The following is a 16,106-nucleotide window of genomic DNA, read 5'->3' on the forward strand; positions in this document are numbered from 1 at the left end:
CTCTTATTAGAAGAGGGATCCTATCTTATTTCAATCTATTTACTTCGACTCCCGTTCCAAAGTTCAGAGTCATTCCTGCATCTCGTTCTCAATCCGCTTCATGAACTCCTCGGCGGCGCTGTAGCCAAGCTGCTTGAGATACCAGTTGTTCGCTGCGGCCTCGATCAGACCAGCGACATCACGCCCTGGTTGAAGCTGGACTTCAATATGCGGTATCTTAACCCCCAGGTATTCCGTGAACTGAGGTTCTACTTCCAGTTCATTGTTCAAAGAATTTTCCTCCCATGGGGCCAGCTCGATGTCCAGTACGATTCGCGTCTCGTCCTGAAAGGCCCTGCGTCCGTACTGCCGTACAACATTAATCAGGCCAACGCTGCGCAGCGCTAGGAATTCACGCGTGGTCTCATTATGCGTCCCGAGAAGAGTTGCGGGGCCGAGCTTCTTAAGCACCACAATATCATCGGCCACAAACCGGTGGCCTCTCCGAATGAGCGTATGCGCTGTTTCGCTCTTGCCAATTCCCGACTTGCCCCGAAGAAGAACGCCTATACCCGATACATTTACACACACGCCATGGATTGATATTTCAGGCGCAAGCGCCTTAATCAGATAACTGTCCAGCTTGGCGATAAATTCCGTTGTCGTCTCCGTTGTCCGCAGCAGCGGGATACCTTCCTGTTCGCAGAATAAAATTAAATAGGGAATCTCCTGCTGCCCTGAAGTCACAATGAAGCATGGCGGATGATATTTGACGACGTTTCCGATATGCAGCTTGCGTTCCTCAACGGTTAAGGTCAATAAATAGTTAATTTCCTTGCGGCCGAGCACCTGAACCCGGTTCATAGGGAAAAAATCAAAATACCCGACAAACTCCAGCCCAGGTCTATGCGTCCGTGGACGGGTAATCACACGGTCCATATGGCTGTCTGCCGCAAGCACTTCCAGATGGAAGGCTTCCTTCAATTTTTGAACAGTGACCGTTTTCATGATGTTCTCCTCCTGCGGTTAAGGCGTCCTGGCATACGCCTGTTGTTCATTACTCGATTTCGAATATATTCAACAACCGGGAGGGTTGTTCCTGCTAGGATGCCCAGATGCCAAAATTTTCTTGACAACCTGCCAACACGGATATATATTTAGTGACAATGATAATCATTATCACAATGTCCGGCCACAATTACATTTTTTATAAAGGAAGGGTACTTGCATGAATTCAAAACGAAAGTTCTCAATTAAACCATGGCTTATCTCATTGATTCTTGTACTGGCACTAGCGGGTTGCTCAGGCCAACAACCATCCAGCTCAACACCAGGCGAGGGTGCTTCGGTAAATACTGAAACTCCTAAAACGGAAGCTCCCGCTGCCCAGGAGACAAATGCTGAATATCCGATCGTAATCAAGCATGCTTTTGGAGAAACCACCATCGACAGCAAGCCTGAACGAGTCGCTACCATTCAATGGGCGAATCATGATGTTGTTCTCGCTCTTGGCGTTGTACCTGTAGGCTTCTCGGCTGCGAATTATGGTGTTCAGGATGACAGCGGACTGCTGCCTTGGACAGCTGAAAAGCTTAAGGAATTTGGCGTAAATGACCCGAATGTGTTCCAAGATACGGACGGCCTTGACTTTGAGGCGATTTCAGACGCAGACCCGGATGTCATTCTTGCAGCTTACTCTGGTATTACGCAGGAAGACTATGATATTCTTAGCCAAATCGCTCCGGTGGTGGCCTATCCGACCACTCCTTGGTTAACCACTTGGCGTGAGCAAGTCCTGCTGAATGCAACAGGTATGGGTATGAAAGCGGAAGGCGAACAGCTCATTAAGGACACGGAGAAACTGATCCAGGAAAAGGCCAGCGAGCATCCTCAGATCCAAGGAAAAAAAGTAGTCTGGGTCAACTTCTCGGCGAAAGACATGTCCAAACTACATATTTATACGCCTGCAGACCCTCGCGGCTCTTTTCTGGAGGAATTAGGACTGGTCTACCCTGAAAGTGTTACGAAGCAGATTGCGGATCCGACCAGCTACTCCATGAATTTAAGCGCCGAGAATGCAGACATGCTTAACGATGCGGATATTTTGATCGGGTATGGTGGCGAAGACTTGTATAATGCCGTGAAAGCAGATCCCCTGCTGGGTAAAATTCCAGCAATCAAAAGAGGCTCTGTCGTGTTTATCGGCGACGGTACGCCTCTGGCGGCTTCCGGAAACCCCAATCCGCTTTCAATCGCTTATACCATTGATGAATATCTCGGATTAATCGATGGGGCTATCCGTAAGATCAATGAATAGTTCTGCGATTCCAAAAAAACAACGCTCAAACTCGCATACCCCGAGGAACTTCACGATGGTTCTGGTAATTTGTTTGATCCTGCTGGGGGTATGCGTGATTGCCTCTCTGGTCTTAGGCTCTCGGCTGATCAGCTTCCACGAACTGATCGACGGTTTATTCCACCGAGACGTCGACTCCTACGAGGCAAACGTCGTTCGCAAGCGAATTTCCCGAACCGTATTCAGTTTGCTTGGCGGTGCGGCACTGGGGATTTCCGGAGCACTGATGCAATCGGTCACACGCAACCCGATTGCCGACCCGAGTATACTGGGGGTCAACACAGGCGCGTCCTTGTTTGTAGTTTGCGGGATTGCATTCCTGAATATCAGCACCGCTAATCAATATATTTGGCTGGCTTTAGCCGGGGCTGCCATTACGGCAGTTTTCGTATTCGGAATCGGCTCGATGGGGCGTGGCGGCGCCACGCCCATTAAGCTTGTATTGGCGGGAGCCGCCACAAGCGCCGCTCTTTCCTCTCTGGTCACAGCTATCATGATTCCACGCTCTTATGTCATGGATCAATTCCGGTTTTGGCAAGTCGGAAGCGTCGGTTCTGCAACCTGGAGCGGGATTGCTACCTTCGCCCCGTTTCTGATTGTTGGCATAATGATAGCTGTAATTACGGCCCCAGCATTGAATGCGCTGGCACTGGGAGACGAAGTTGCAACCGGCCAGGGCGTTCGCACAGGAATGTTAAGGCTTGTTGCGGCTCTTGCAGGGGTTCTCTTGTGCGGTGCAACGACCGCGCTGGCAGGCCCTATTGGTTTTGTCGGGCTGTTGGCCACTCACGCCATCCGCCTGATCCTCGGCCCTGACTTACGGTTTGTTATCCCAATGTCAGCGATGTCGGGAGCCATTATTTTAACGATATCTGATGTATGCGGCAGGCTCATCGGCAGTCCCGGAGAGCTTGAGGTCGGCGTCGTAACCGCGTTCATAGGAGCTCCAATACTCATCATTTTAGCGATGAAATCGAAAGTGCGTTCATTATGAGAAATCAATCGGTCGAATTTATTATGGCAGGCAGACGTCAAAGACGCCGCCGCTGGGTTCTTGTCACTAGCCTTCTTGCTGTACTCGCAGGCATGCTTTGCTGCGCTATGCTTTTACTGGGGAGCACCATTTATCCGGTGCAAGATGTTATTCGGGCACTTTCGGGAGAACATCTCAAAGGCGTGTTTTTTGCGGTGAATACGATTCGTTTGCCGAGAATGCTGGCAGGTCTTTGTGCCGGATTTGCCTTCGGCATTGCCGGGTATACATTCCAGACCATGCTGCGCAATCCCCTTGCAAATCCGAATGTCATCGGGATTACTTCCGGCTCAAGCGCTGCGGCTGTTTTTTGCATCATCGTGCTTCATTCAAGCAGAGCTGTCGTTTCCGCTGCCTCCGTCATTGCCGGGCTTGCTACCGTCCTATTCATTTATATGTTATCCAGAGGAAGATCCTTCTCGGTCGGGCGATTGATTCTGGTCGGAATAGGCATCCAGGCCATGCTTGACGCGGTGATATCCTATCTTCTGCTCGTTAGCGCGCAACAGGATATTCCCGCTGCACTGAGGTGGCTCACCGGCAGTCTGAATGGCTCTCAAATGCACGAGCTCCCGCCTCTTGTCATTACGGTTATTATTGCTGCACCTATCATTATTGCGCTGGGAAAACATCTGGATATATTGGAACTAGGAGAGCAATCGGCTTCTTCTCTCGGTATAGATACCGGCAAGACAAGAATCACTCTCATTGTGAGCTCCGTCTGCATGATTGCGATGGCTACCGCGACCACGGGTCCAATAGCCTTTGTCTCCTTCCTTTCGGGGCCGATCGCAAAAAGACTGGTCGGCGTTGGCTTCTCCAATGTCATTCCGGCAGGCCTGGTTGGTGTTAATTTGGTTTTGGCGGCAGATCTGATCGGACAATTTGCTTTTGAGTACAGATTCCCTGTAGGTATTATCACCGGGTTACTCGGGGCGCCGTATTTGATCTTCTTGCTCATCCGGATGAATCGAAAGGGAGAATTATAATGAAACCGACACATATTTTCCAAGCGGAACAGGTCGTAGCAGGCTATGATCATAAAACCGTGATCCACGGAGTAAGCCTCGATATTCCCAGCCATCAAATCAGCGTTATTATTGGAGCAAACGGCTGCGGGAAGTCCACGCTTCTGAAAACACTGGCGAGACTGATCAAGCCTGTATCCGGCAGCATCACCCTTGACGGCAAACCTATCGGCAAAATTGCGCCAAAGAAATTGGCCAGGGTCATCGGACTGCTGCCGCAATCCCCTATCGTTCCAGAGGGAATTTCAGTCGCGGATTTGGTGGGTCGGGGAAGGTTTCCGCACCAATCTTGGCACACCGGATGGACCAAAAAGGATGCCGAGGCCGTTGCCGAAGCGATGAGGATTATGGACATAACGGAGCTTGCCAATCACCATATCGACGAGCTGTCAGGCGGTCAAAGGCAGCGCGTATGGATTGCCATGGCTCTGGCGCAGCAAACCGACATTTTATTTCTCGATGAACCGACAACCTTTCTGGACATCACCTATCAAGTCGAAATTCTTGACCTGCTCACAGACCTTAACCGGAAATACGGAACAACGATTGTTATGGTTCTCCATGATATCAACTTGTCCGCGCGGTATGCAGACTATATTTTTGCGCTTCAAGAAGGAAAGCTTATGGCAGAGGGGGAACCATCCAAGGTAATTACAAGCACTCTAGTTAAAGACATTTTTGGACTGGATTGCACGGTGATCAAAGACCCCGTTTCAGGCTCGCCTTTGGTATTACCCAAAGGTCGTTATCATGTTACTGATGAATATTCTCCTGAAAAAGGTGATTAACACACCTGCTACGGAATGGAAAATTATAAGGACATCCATAGCGGATGTCCTTATTTGCGTTCCCTAACCCATCTAATGTGTCTTTACATTGAACAATTGATATCCTAATGATAAGATTTAATGTGACTATTGGACAATTTGTAATAAATAAACATTATGTTGAGGTGTCAGATGAAATTCTTTAAGTTTGTTGCCCTCACCCTATCCATAATCGCTGTGTTATTTACAGGGGCAGTCTTATATATCCTAAACTAGAGTATCTGTAGCATCAATTCGAGGTTACTCATTAACCTGCTGATTCTTTTTCGCTAGCTGCTGCTCCGCAAGCCGAACCATTTCCCGAACCATGGAGCCGCCAATTTTACCGCCCACCTGGCCGACCGATTCCGTCGTCAGATCCCCGTTTCCATCAGGTTGTAAAGGAATCCCTAATTCCTCCGCTACTTCATATTTGACATCGTCCGGCCGGTTGGGATCCACAGTATATCCTTCGCGCCTCATCACCTCTGCTTTAAAAGCCTGCATGCCTTCTTCCGCTCCTGGCACGACATATTTCCTTCTTCTTCTTGCCATTTCGATGAACACCTCTTATGCTTTTCCCCTAACATGCCCGGAAATCGTAACATTCATTCCGATTCACTTTAACCACTGCTGCCTTCCTCAAATAATTCATAATTTCAGTCTAAAATCAGCATCATCTATAATATACGATATAGATTTATATTAGCTTGAATAAGACAGCAGTTGATAAAGGAGTCACCGCTATGTATCAATTAACACATCATCAGGCCCAAAGCATTGTTGATAAAATGATGAAAGATATCCCCTACAATATTAATATTATGGATCAAGCAGGCACGATTATCGGCAGTGGAAATAAAGAACGAATCGGCACCCTGCATCATGGTGCAGTTGAGGCCATTAAACAAAAAAAAATAGTAGAAATCACAACAGATGAGAAACTCGTAAAAAAAGGCATCAACTTGCCGATCGAATTAAATGGCTATATTGTCGGAGTTGTAGGAATCAGCGGTGAGATCGAAGAGACAAGACCTTTTGGAAATCTGGTGAAATCAGCCGTTATTTTATTAATCGAGCAAAGCATTGCCATCGAGAGGGAAAACGCTAAAAATAACTTAAAGCAGCAATTCTTCAGTTTAGTTGCAGATTCAGATACCGTTTATACGAATGAACTCATTGAACAGGCATTGACCTACGGTATTTATTTAAAGAAGCCATCCATTGTCACTTATGTAGAGTTTCCGCATGGAATTCCCGAGAATGCAGCGGTTGACTTTCCTGCCTTCAAATTGTCAAATCATTTGCTTTGCCTGATTCTTCAAGAAGCAAATCAACGGCAAAGCCTTGAAAACCAAATTCGAGAATTAAGTCCTGATGCTCTCATCTCCTTTAGTGAAATGAACGACACGATCCATGAGGGTTTGAGACAGGCTAAATCCACTTTACAGGTATTAAAGGGGGTTATTACAAACGAGAAAACGATATGCTATTCGCATTGTGCGTTTATCGCCGATATGTCGATGCTGTACAAAAACGACAGGAAGTTAGAACAACTAACCCATTTGCTCGAAAACAATGATGAGCTGATCAAAACGCTCCAAGTCTATATCAGTTGCAACCTTAATGCCAATGAAACGGCCCGTCAACTTATTATTCATAGAAATACATTGAACTACAGATTAAACCGGATTTACAAAATGACCGGTAAAAATCCGCATCATATCATGGAACTCGTGGAACTGATTTTTATGCTGATTCATCGGGTTAAATAAGAAGGGTGCCCCATTACGTTTTGGGACACCCTCTATTTATTTTAATAATCTAGCGATACTTTCAGATGTGCGAGCAATATTTTCTCTGCCTCCAGCCAGCAAAGAATCGAGATCCGCTGCGCCGGGCACAATTCCAAAGATCGCATCAAATCCTTCATTGTACAAATCCTCGACATCCTGGCCTACATGTCCAGCCACGGCGATGACTTTGATGTTACTGTTAACACTTTTGGCTGCTTGCGCAACACCGAATGGTGCTTTACCGAATTTCGTTTGAAAATCGATGCCGCCTTCACCTGTAAAGCAGTAATCGGCATTTTGCAGTGCTTCTTTTAAATTTGTCTTTTCAACTACGATATCAATCCCTTTTTTCATGGTTGCTTTCGTGAAGGCCAGCAATCCCCCGCCAAGACCGCCTGCTCCCCCTGCCCCTGGTACGTCTACAATATCAATTCCAAGCTGCTGTTTCACGATTTCACTGAAGTGCCTTAAGTTTTTATCCAAAACTTGCACCATTTCTGGTGTAGCGCCCTTCTGCGGACCAAAAACAACCGACGCCCCACGCTCTCCACACAATGGATTGGTGACATCCGATGCCACAACAATATTTATATGCTCCAGCTCCGGGAGCACATGCGTAACATCAATCCTGGCCAGATCATTGAGATATCCCCCGCCAAGCAATAGCTCTTCCCCCTGCTTATTCAGGAACTTATACCCCAACGCCGCAGCCATTCCCGTACCTGCATCATTCGTAGCGCTTCCACCTATGCCCAGAATGATATCGGTTATGCCTCTTTCGATACAATCCTTTATTAATTCACCTGTCCCGTAGGTCGTTGTAATCAGAGGATTTCTGCTTCCCTTAGGTACATGATGAATGCCGCTGGCCGATGCCATTTCAATAACGCCTGTTTTTCCGTCCCCCAGAATACCATAGTGGGCAACAACCTTTGTACCCAGAGGGCCAGTCACTTCTTTTTGGATCAATTTACCGCCTGTAGCATCTACCAAAGACTGCACGGTACCTTCCCCGCCATCAGCCATCGGCACATGAATACATTCCGCGTCAGGAATGGCTCTTTTGATCCCTAATTCCATCGCCTCGCAAACTTCTTTTGCTGTCATGCTTTCTTTAAAAGAATCAGGCGCCAGCACAAACTTTTTTGCCATTGTAGATTCCATTCCTTTCTCTCTTATAAAATATAACCATACAGAATGATTGCGACGACCGTCATCGTTAAGCCGACGATACTTTCGAAGAGGACAACCTTCATTCTATCTTTCATACTCATGCTCATAGCATTCCGCGTAACGTGGAAATAGGTGCCATGTGGCAGGTGGTCTATAACGGTCGCTCCGGTATGGGTCATAACTGCCGCCGATAGAGGCGATACACCCGTATTTAAAATAGCACCTGCAAATGAACCCGTAGCCAAAATAACGCCTGTTGAAGTGGACGCCGTTGCTGCTGCCATTAACACCCCTGCAATGGGCGCAAGATACATTCCCGAAATACCCGAGGATTTTACGAGAGCAACCACTTCTGCAGGCAGAGTTGACGCTGTAATTAGTCCGCCAATGGCCCCCGCTCCAATAATGATTAAAATGGTGGGCGTCATTCGATTAAGCCCTGACGTACAGTATTCCATTATTTTATTGCTCTTTCCAAGCGCAATCGAACCCACTATACCGGCAAATGGTAAAATAAATAAGGAATCAATTTTCAATTTAGCAAGGAAATCCATGCCGATCATCGACCCGATTGGGCTAATCATCAAGAGAACAACCGCAATAATCGGTGTTACCAAGGCTTTAGATAAAGGGGGAAGATTCGCAGAGCTGGCTTTTTCTAATTCTGCAGCTTCTGCATCTGTTACTTTCGTTCCCTTAAACTTAATAAATGATGCGATGGCCACTGCCACAATTAACCCGAAAATAGCTGGGACAAGCCCGCCGATCATCACTTGGTTAACGTCGAGATTGAACCCGCCTGCGGCGGCAATGGTATTCGGGTTTGGTGAAATAATGTTGCCCGCTTTACCTCCACCGGACAAGGCCACAAGCAGAGCAACCTTGGAATAACCCATTTTGTTGCCTACAGACAGTGCAATTGGTGCTACAATCAATACCGCAACCGGAATGAAGACACCCACCGCTGTAATAATCATAGTGGCTAATGCAAGCGATAGCATAGCTTTTGTTCCGCCGAGTTTATCAACTATAAATTTAGCAATGGTCTCCGCAGCTCCAGATTCCATCATCACTCCTGCAAAAACACCTGCGGCGATAATACGAATAACTGTACCTTGAACACTCTGAGTTCCGGTAATCAAAATATTTATGACATCTGCAAAGCTGGCGCCACCGATAAACCCACCGACAATAGCGCCTAAAATCAATGCGTAAGTGGGGATCAGCCTAAATAATATTAAAATAATCGCTAGTGCAAGACCTATTAATGCGCCAATCCAGCTGATTTCCATTCCCTTCAAATCCTCCTAACATGATCTGGTTGTTTTACTATGGATAAAAAATAGTTGTTCTATGCGCTCGATCAGAAGTATTTGAAGCTCCTTTCTAAATTATCTTTTAAAGCGCTTTATTGAATACGCTTTCAGTATATTTAAATCGCTAGCTTTTATCTATTGATAGATTCATGAATAAAATTGTGCAATTGCACAAGTAAAAACATGCATTTTAATGCGCATTTCTGTAGGTATTGACCTACATCGTTAATTCGTGAAGAATAGAGTCATCCATGATCGAGGAGGCGGTTTCAATGGTAACCATGATAAAAGGACAGATTTATAGAAGGATAGCGCCTGCTCGTCCATAAACCGCGTGTTTCCTTCTTAATGAGGGCAACCATAGCATGCAAGAATATCAATTGATTAAAATGGAAGACTACTCCAATGATCAGATTGATCGAATTCGAAGCTTAGAACAGCTCTGCCAGATAAATGACAGGTCAAATTTAAGAGTGGGGATAGACAGTCTTAAAGCTGTAGGCGGAGATGAGGCATATTTTTGTTTTTTCGTTAATCGATTAATTGGCTTTTTAAGCTGGTATACTTCCGATGGAACTGAAGCCAATATGAACGGGATGGTTCATCCCGACTTTCAGCGCAAAGGCGTGTTTAACACGCTGCTGAAACGTGCACTGCCCGAAATGCAAGCAAAAGGAATTCAAGTCTGCCGCTTTCGGATACCGTTGAATTCAGAACCAGGTATAGGCTTCATTAAGCATTTAGGGGCAAGCTTTCATACGTCAGAATTTTCGATGAACCTACAATGCATCAAATCACCGGGCCTTCGCCTTACGATTAGCGGATGTTGAAGATCTAGAATTTATGATTACCTGTTCATCCCAAGCCTTTGGCGATTCAGAGGCCTGGACTAGGAATTATTTTGCTCGTACAAGAGAACCTGAACGAGTTAGTTATATCGCTCTGAATAACCTGGAACCCATTGGGATGATCAGGGTTAATTACGTGAGTAGGGACACTGCTGTTATTCACGACTTATGCGTGCTTCCACTGCACCAAGGCAAAGGATATGGCCGTAAAATTCTTAATGGGGTAGTTAAACTTTTATTGGAGGAAAAGTGTTCGATCATTCGCCTGGGAGTAGTAACTGACAACAGACGTGCGTTAAACCTCTATCATTCGATAGGGTTTGAGGTATCTTCTGAGTTTCATTATTATGTCATCTCTATAAATGAAACTCTGCTGAATACTGCTAAGTGACATCACACATCAAAGCCTCCTCACAAAATGAGGAGGCTTTGAATCCTTCCTTAGTAACCAGCGGCCGATATCCTCGCATTCGCTATCCCTTCGGCAATAAGGGCTTCTACCTGATCCCCGAATTGGTGTTACCCTTCTACAACGACATTCGCGAACTCAGTTACGCCGGTGGGTTACAAATGCGATCCTCCAGTCGCGTCGAGCATCTGTCCCGTTATCCACCTTCCATCCGGCGACGCCGTGAAGGCGACGATGTCCGCGATATCCGCTGGCTCACCGACGCGCCCAAACACGGACATCTCCTCGGCAGACTTGCGGCCCTCAGGCGTGTGCAGCCAGGACGCGTTGACGTCCGTATCGACAATGCCAGGCATGACTGCGTTTACGGTGATCCCCCGATGTCCCAGAAGCTTAGCCAAGTGCAGGGTGAACGTATTGAGCGCACCTTTCGTTAAGTTGTAAGCCAATATATGCGGATAGGCGATGCGCGTTACCCCGGATGAGATATTGATGATGCGACCGCCGTCCCTTAAGCGTTCCAGCGATTGCTGGACGAGGAAAAACGGCGCTTTGACGTTCACCGCAAACAACCTGTCGAAATCCTCCTCGCTTGTCTCTCCGAATGAAGGGGAGGTGCCAATGCCGGCATTGTTGACCAAAATATCGAATGATGTGCTGCCCGTCCTGCGCAGAAGCTCCTCATCCAGCCGCTGAAGAAGCTGGCTGACGCCGGCCTTTGAATCCAGTTCCGCACCGACGGCAAAAGCTGAGCCTCCCGCAGCTTCAATCGCGGAGACCGTCTGCTCCGCCGCGTCTCTCCGTGTACCGTAATGTACGGCTACAAGCGCGCCATCCGCGGCCAGACGCAGTGCAATTGCTCTCCCGATTCCGCGGCTGGCTCCTGTAACGACTGCGATTTGCCCATTCAAACGTCTCAACGTCATGTGAATCCACTCCTTATCCTTTTCTTATGGTCAGGATAGTCCCTCCCCTTAAGGGGAGAGTCAAGAGTAGATCCGCGAACTTCCTTTAGATCAAGATCTGCTCGACCGGTACAACAGCTTCTGCCATTCGATACTGGCCATAAATATCTTTGTCTGACGTCAGATAGATCTCCCTGAACGGAATCTGCCCGACCGGCCGATATCCCTCACTAGCAATCCATCCCCGCAGTGCTTCAATCGCCTTACAATCGTCTATATACGGATTGCATTGATGGATATAAGATGCCGCTTCTTCTATGCCAGGCAGTTGATAAATCATCACTCTTCCGCTGCTCTGAATCGATTTCGAGATGGAAATGGCCACCTCGATGTCCGACAGCTCTTCGCCACAGCCGGCTCTGCCGTGCCAGATCATCGTCAACCCGCCGTCCGGCTCTTCGCCATGTGAGCCAACATAGCGCTTCAATTCATCGAGCAGCAGACACAGCTGGCTCCTCGGCAAGGTTTCACGGATGGAAGCAACCAGAATCGGCTCCACCTTTCGGAGCAGAAACGTCCCCTCCTTGACCGCCATGACATCCCGTGCGATCCGCCCAAGCCGCTCATCAACCTCCGTGATTTGCCTTTGGGCTTCTTCGATTTGCTGCTCCAGCTCCTTCCGCTTCTCCAGCAGCGTGCGCTTCGCATCCATCGGGGAGGCAGGTCCGATTAATAGCGGCCGCATCTCCTCGAGGGTCAGGCCCTGCTCCTTGAACCCCGTAATACGGCGAAGGGTCAAGAGCTGATCCGCTGTATAATAACGATACCCCGATTCTGCATCCACCCGTGCAGGTTTTAGTAAGCCGAGTTCGTCATAATGGCGCAATGTCTTCACCGTCACGCCGCCCAGCTTCGCGAACGCTCCAATTTTGAACATGCAGACACCTCTTTTACTTCTGACTCAACTTCCGTCTTATATCAGCTACCTCTTCATCATCAGGCTCCTGCCCCCCGTATCTAACCCGGTAATAAAGCTTGATTAACGGCTCTATAGCAGCTTTGTGGGCAGCCTGCCCAGGCTTCGCTCTCTGGTCCTTCTTATTATCATCATGGAGCAGCAGATCCCGGGCCATTTCCAACGGAGTAAGCCCAGGCTTCCATTCGGAGCCTTCATGGAGTCTGGTTAAGAGTAAACGCCGATACAAAAAGCGTACTCTCTCTTGATTGCTGCGCATATCCTCATATCGCTCCTGGCGCTTGCCGAACCGGGCAAGAGCCCCCCTCCATTGCCCCCATTTCTGGCGCTTCTCCTCCCAGGAGAAAATCGAGCTCTCCTCATCACGATAGCCCGCGCTTTCGCCAGCCCGGTCCTGCCGGCGCAGCAGGGCCAGCAGGCGGTCAATACTGCGCTTCCAGAAGCCCCCTGCGTTTTTATACAACCAGTGAAGTGCAAATACGACTATAGCGGCAACCACAGCGCCGCCGAGGACATAGAAGAGAATATCCAGAATCTGCGATAACAGGCCCGGCTTTTGTACTCCCTCCGGAATAAACATCATCGGCGGCTCCTGAAGTTCTTCCGGTTGCGGCGCCTCCGATTCTCCGGATGAACGCGTAAGCCAGGCGACGATATGTCTGATGATTTCCAGCAGCATATGGCCGATCCAACGCCCGACTCCCGCTGCTAACAGAACAATAAGCCCCAAAATAATGACGATAAAAACGGTATTATGGCGGCGCAAGCCCCTCGGCAGCGGAGACGCTGATTTATTAGACAACGTTGTATAACGCAAGTATTCGTAATTTGTCACGAACAGCGCGATCCCCAGGCAGGCCGCACCCAGCCAGGTCATCAGACCAAGCTCTCCACGCAGGAGAGCAATTCTTGAATAAGCAATTCCAGCGACAAAATATAACGCAGTCCCAAACCAGTACAGCCTGGCTTCCCCTACCCGCGAGACAGCCGTCATCCCTTGCAGCGCAAACAACGCCGCGCCGAGACCGATCAAGGAGGCCAGCCCCCCCGCTCCGGTTCCTATGAAAATAGCGGCGTACACAATGCCAATCAGGACGGCGATCCCAAGCTTTTTCCACAAGACCGGCACATAATTGTGAATAGCTGCGCCGAACAAAGAAATAAACGGCAGGATTACCATCCAGCCTAAGGGTAAAAAACGCGGGCTCAGCAGGATAACTGCAGCAAGATAGAGCGGCATCAGCACCACTAACTCGCCAAGGCAGGACAAGCATAGTTTCAATGTTCTTATTAAGTAATGGTTACTGCCATTTTCCATTAGAAATGCCCTCCATCGCCATCATCCTATGGCTTTTAGTGAGTGCCCTACAAAAGCATGGCTTAGCAGCTTGATTAAAACACAGATTAGATTTCGGGAATAATCATCCATTCCATTCCGTTCCCCCGCCGCAGCAGCTGATCGGCTGCCTTGCTCAGCTTCTCCCCCTGATGGCAGGTTATAAGTAAATAATCCGTATCTACAGGCTCCTCACTCAGCACCTCTTCGAGCAAGGTCGGCATGGAAACCGTTCGCTCGAGAACCAGTCTGGCCAATGTCGTCAGCAAGAGCTCCAACTGGTCCGCAGCGGCGGAGGGGCCGATGCGGACAGATTGTCTTGGTCCATCGATCAGATGTCCATTGCAGATGAAGCCCGTCTCAATCCCGCTGCGCAGCGCCTGATCAGCGACGGTAGCCGCATACCTGATCCCTAGCTCAATCCGCTCCGGATCATTAATATTGCGCCACATCGTATCGCTGTCCTCCAGATTGAGACAGATGATTAACCGATGATCGGCCGTATAGTCGCGCTTATGAACCTGCATAGATCCCGTGCGAGCGGTGGCCTTCCAGTTGATCGATCCCATGGCATCTCCGGGGCGGTATTCGCGGATCCCCGAGGTCAAGAACGGATCCTCCACAATCCAGCGCTGCACCGCCAGCTCTCCAATCCAGCTATGATTCGGCAGCGGCAGTTCCTGCAAAGCCAAGATCTGCGGATATACCAGCAGCTCCAGATGAAGTGGAAATTTCTGCACCCTGGAGATCAGCCCTAGCGGATCGCCTGTCGTCAGCGTAGCCGAATCGAGGCGGAAGAGGCCGCGCCGCGCGCACATCACCTGATGATGTCTCTTAATCCGGCGATAAGGACGAAGATAGAACAGACTGATATGATTCTGATAAATATCACCGGAGTATATATCCAGGTTAGCCTGGTCACCGAACCGGAGCCCGGTCTGGATGCTCGACTCCAAGCGCAGCCAGGGGAGCGGCAGCCATTTTGCATTGGAGATCACCTCCACCATTTCGACCGTCTCCCCCTCGAAGACCGCATCCTTTGTGAAGTAACGGGTATAAGTCAGCCCTCTCATCGCCCCTCGCTGATACACGAGCGACAGCACTCCGATCAGAATGCAGGCGCTAATCATCAACCAGGTTAGTTGCATGTCTCCACCTACTTCCCTCTTCCCGCCCGTACATCCTCCGCAGGAACCTCCACTTCGCTGAGCACTTGACGCACTACAGCATCTCCTTCCTGATCATCAGGACGGAGTCCACGGCGCACCAGCAGACGATGAGCCAGTACGGGCTCGGCAACCCGCTTGATATCATCCGGCGTTACATAATCGCGCCCTTGGAGGAGGGCGATTCCCTGCGAGGCACGCAACAAAGCACTGCTCGCCCGTGGACTAGCGCCCAGCCTCACATCAGGATGTCTCCGGGTTGCCTCGGTAAGACGAACTATGTACTCCAGCAAATCCCTGGACACGCTGATTCCGGCCACAAACTGCTGCGCAGCAGCAACTTCCACACCAGCAGCTACAGGGCCTAACTCCTGCAGCGGGCTTTGTACCTGGAACCGCTGCAGAATGTCTACGCCCTCCTCAAGCGAAGGATAACCAACCTCAATACGCATTAGGAAGCGGTCAAGCTGAGCTTCGGGGAGCGGGAACGTTCCCTGGTTATCGATCGGATTCTGAGTCGCCATAACGAAGAACGGTCTAGCCAGCTCATGGGTTACGCCGTCTATTGTTACCTGCCGTTCCTCCATGCACTCCAATAGACTGGACTGGGTCCGCGGCGTGGCCCGGTTAATCTCATCGGCCAGCAATACCTGAGTGAACACAGGGCCTGGTCTGAACTCGAACTCACTTGTCTTCTGATTATAAAAATTGATTCCGCTCAGATCAGAGGGCAATAAATCAGGGGTAAATTGGATTCTCTTAAACTGTCCGTCCAGTGAACGGGCCAGAGCCTTGGCCATGAGCGTTTTGCCCGTCCCAGGCACATCCTCCAGCAGCACATGTCCGTTGCCAAACAGGGAAGCCAGCAGCAGTTCAATTACTTCTTCCTTCCCCACAATCACTTGGCTGATATTAGCGCGAATCCGCTTCGATATCGATACTGCTTCCTGCAAATTCATCATTTCACCGCCTTAATAAC

At 49.0% G+C, this 16,106-nt stretch carries 15 protein-coding genes; 6 read left to right on the top strand and 9 right to left on the bottom strand.

Annotation, left to right across the window (positions count from 1 at the left end; all coding sequences use genetic code 11):
- Positions 1-69: 69 nt before the first annotated feature.
- Positions 70-987, bottom strand: coding sequence for an HPr(Ser) kinase/phosphatase (gene hprK, locus MKX50_RS24465; RefSeq protein ID WP_339158013.1), 918 nt, complete (start codon positions 985-987; stop codon positions 70-72).
- A 220-nt stretch (positions 988-1,207) separates the two neighbouring features.
- On the opposite strand from hprK, the gene MKX50_RS24470 reads away from it, so the two are divergent.
- Genes MKX50_RS24470 through MKX50_RS24485 form a run of 4 tightly spaced genes read left to right on the top strand, consistent with a single transcriptional unit; the run spans position 1,208 to position 5,184 of the window.
- Positions 1,208-2,296, top strand: coding sequence for an iron-siderophore ABC transporter substrate-binding protein (locus tag MKX50_RS24470; RefSeq protein WP_339158014.1), 1,089 nt, complete (start codon positions 1,208-1,210; stop codon positions 2,294-2,296).
- The gene (locus MKX50_RS24475) at positions 2,289-3,329 is read left to right on the top strand and encodes an iron ABC transporter permease (RefSeq protein ID WP_213591558.1); all 1,041 of its coding nucleotides are present in this window, start codon (positions 2,289-2,291) and stop codon (positions 3,327-3,329) included. The genes MKX50_RS24470 and MKX50_RS24475 overlap by 8 nt, the downstream gene beginning before the upstream one ends.
- Positions 3,326-4,357 (top strand): iron ABC transporter permease, encoded by a 1,032-nt coding sequence (locus MKX50_RS24480; protein ID WP_339158015.1) that lies wholly within the window; start codon positions 3,326-3,328, stop codon positions 4,355-4,357. Before MKX50_RS24475 ends, MKX50_RS24480 begins: the two co-directional genes overlap by 4 nt.
- Positions 4,357-5,184, top strand: coding sequence for an ABC transporter ATP-binding protein (locus MKX50_RS24485; RefSeq protein ID WP_213591562.1), 828 nt, complete (start codon positions 4,357-4,359; stop codon positions 5,182-5,184). The genes MKX50_RS24480 and MKX50_RS24485 overlap by 1 nt, the downstream gene beginning before the upstream one ends.
- Before the next feature lie 279 nt (positions 5,185-5,463).
- Here the strand turns inward: MKX50_RS24485 and MKX50_RS24490 are convergent, their stop codons facing one another.
- Complete coding sequence (locus MKX50_RS24490; protein WP_213591564.1) at positions 5,464-5,757, bottom strand: alpha/beta-type small acid-soluble spore protein; 294 nt, start codon at positions 5,755-5,757, stop codon at positions 5,464-5,466.
- Between the two features lie 191 nt (positions 5,758-5,948).
- Here MKX50_RS24490 and MKX50_RS24495 point away from each other — a divergent pair, with 191 nt between their 5' ends.
- Entirely contained in the window at positions 5,949-6,977 is a 1,029-nt protein-coding gene (locus MKX50_RS24495) for a sugar diacid recognition domain-containing protein (RefSeq protein WP_339158016.1), read from the top strand.
- Between the two features lie 36 nt (positions 6,978-7,013).
- Here the strand turns inward: MKX50_RS24495 and MKX50_RS24500 are convergent, their stop codons facing one another.
- Together MKX50_RS24500 and MKX50_RS24505 are read right to left on the bottom strand one after the other, a co-directional pair.
- On the bottom strand, positions 7,014-8,162 hold the full coding sequence (locus tag MKX50_RS24500) for a glycerate kinase (RefSeq protein WP_339158017.1): 1,149 nt from the start codon (positions 8,160-8,162) through the stop codon (positions 7,014-7,016).
- A gap of 11 nt (positions 8,163-8,173) precedes the next feature.
- Positions 8,174-9,472 (bottom strand): TRAP transporter large permease subunit, encoded by a 1,299-nt coding sequence (locus tag MKX50_RS24505; RefSeq protein ID WP_339158018.1) that lies wholly within the window; start codon positions 9,470-9,472, stop codon positions 8,174-8,176.
- A 380-nt stretch (positions 9,473-9,852) separates the two neighbouring features.
- Here MKX50_RS24505 and MKX50_RS24510 point away from each other — a divergent pair, with 380 nt between their 5' ends.
- On the top strand, positions 9,853-10,317 hold the full coding sequence (locus MKX50_RS24510) for a GNAT family N-acetyltransferase (protein ID WP_339158019.1): 465 nt from the start codon (positions 9,853-9,855) through the stop codon (positions 10,315-10,317).
- A 582-nt stretch (positions 10,318-10,899) separates the two neighbouring features.
- Here MKX50_RS24510 and MKX50_RS24515 read toward each other — a convergent pair.
- The 5 genes from MKX50_RS24515 to MKX50_RS24535 form a co-directional block, all read right to left on the bottom strand.
- Positions 10,900-11,670 carry an SDR family oxidoreductase gene (locus MKX50_RS24515; protein WP_213591572.1) on the bottom strand — a complete coding sequence of 257 codons (771 nt, stop codon included), beginning with the start codon at positions 11,668-11,670 and terminating at the stop codon, positions 10,900-10,902.
- A gap of 85 nt (positions 11,671-11,755) precedes the next feature.
- Positions 11,756-12,586: a MerR family transcriptional regulator gene (locus MKX50_RS24520; RefSeq protein ID WP_339158020.1), complete on the bottom strand. Its 831-nt coding sequence runs from the start codon at positions 12,584-12,586 to the stop codon at positions 11,756-11,758.
- 13 nt (positions 12,587-12,599) lie between these two features.
- Positions 12,600-13,943 carry a DUF4129 domain-containing protein gene (locus MKX50_RS24525; RefSeq protein ID WP_339158021.1) on the bottom strand — a complete coding sequence of 448 codons (1,344 nt, stop codon included), beginning with the start codon at positions 13,941-13,943 and terminating at the stop codon, positions 12,600-12,602.
- A gap of 86 nt (positions 13,944-14,029) precedes the next feature.
- Entirely contained in the window at positions 14,030-15,109 is a 1,080-nt protein-coding gene (locus MKX50_RS24530; RefSeq protein ID WP_339158022.1) for a DUF58 domain-containing protein, read from the bottom strand.
- 8 nt (positions 15,110-15,117) lie between these two features.
- Positions 15,118-16,086 (bottom strand): MoxR family ATPase, encoded by a 969-nt coding sequence (locus MKX50_RS24535; protein ID WP_339160250.1) that lies wholly within the window; start codon positions 16,084-16,086, stop codon positions 15,118-15,120.
- Positions 16,087-16,106: the final 20 nt, after the last annotated feature.

This window comes from Paenibacillus sp. FSL W8-0186 (assembly GCF_037969765.1).
Taxonomy (GTDB): Bacteria; Bacillota; Bacilli; order Paenibacillales; family Paenibacillaceae; genus Fontibacillus; species Fontibacillus woosongensis.

Coding starts and splice junctions, on each gene's coding strand:
- hprK (WP_339158013.1), bottom strand. CDS start 987: ATGAAAACGGTCACTGTTCAAAAATTGAAGGAAGCCTTCCATCTGGAA.
- MKX50_RS24470 (WP_339158014.1), top strand. CDS start 1,208: ATGAATTCAAAACGAAAGTTCTCAATTAAACCATGGCTTATCTCATTG.
- MKX50_RS24475 (WP_213591558.1), top strand. CDS start 2,289: ATGAATAGTTCTGCGATTCCAAAAAAACAACGCTCAAACTCGCATACC.
- MKX50_RS24480 (WP_339158015.1), top strand. CDS start 3,326: ATGAGAAATCAATCGGTCGAATTTATTATGGCAGGCAGACGTCAAAGA.
- MKX50_RS24485 (WP_213591562.1), top strand. CDS start 4,357: ATGAAACCGACACATATTTTCCAAGCGGAACAGGTCGTAGCAGGCTAT.
- MKX50_RS24490 (WP_213591564.1), bottom strand. CDS start 5,757: ATGGCAAGAAGAAGAAGGAAATATGTCGTGCCAGGAGCGGAAGAAGGC.
- MKX50_RS24495 (WP_339158016.1), top strand. CDS start 5,949: ATGTATCAATTAACACATCATCAGGCCCAAAGCATTGTTGATAAAATG.
- MKX50_RS24500 (WP_339158017.1), bottom strand. CDS start 8,162: ATGGAATCTACAATGGCAAAAAAGTTTGTGCTGGCGCCTGATTCTTTT.
- MKX50_RS24510 (WP_339158019.1), top strand. CDS start 9,853: ATGCAAGAATATCAATTGATTAAAATGGAAGACTACTCCAATGATCAG.
- MKX50_RS24515 (WP_213591572.1), bottom strand. CDS start 11,670: ATGACGTTGAGACGTTTGAATGGGCAAATCGCAGTCGTTACAGGAGCC.
- MKX50_RS24520 (WP_339158020.1), bottom strand. CDS start 12,586: ATGTTCAAAATTGGAGCGTTCGCGAAGCTGGGCGGCGTGACGGTGAAG.
- MKX50_RS24525 (WP_339158021.1), bottom strand. CDS start 13,943: ATGGAAAATGGCAGTAACCATTACTTAATAAGAACATTGAAACTATGC.
- MKX50_RS24530 (WP_339158022.1), bottom strand. CDS start 15,109: ATGCAACTAACCTGGTTGATGATTAGCGCCTGCATTCTGATCGGAGTG.
- MKX50_RS24535 (WP_339160250.1), bottom strand. CDS start 16,086: ATGAATTTGCAGGAAGCAGTATCGATATCGAAGCGGATTCGCGCTAAT.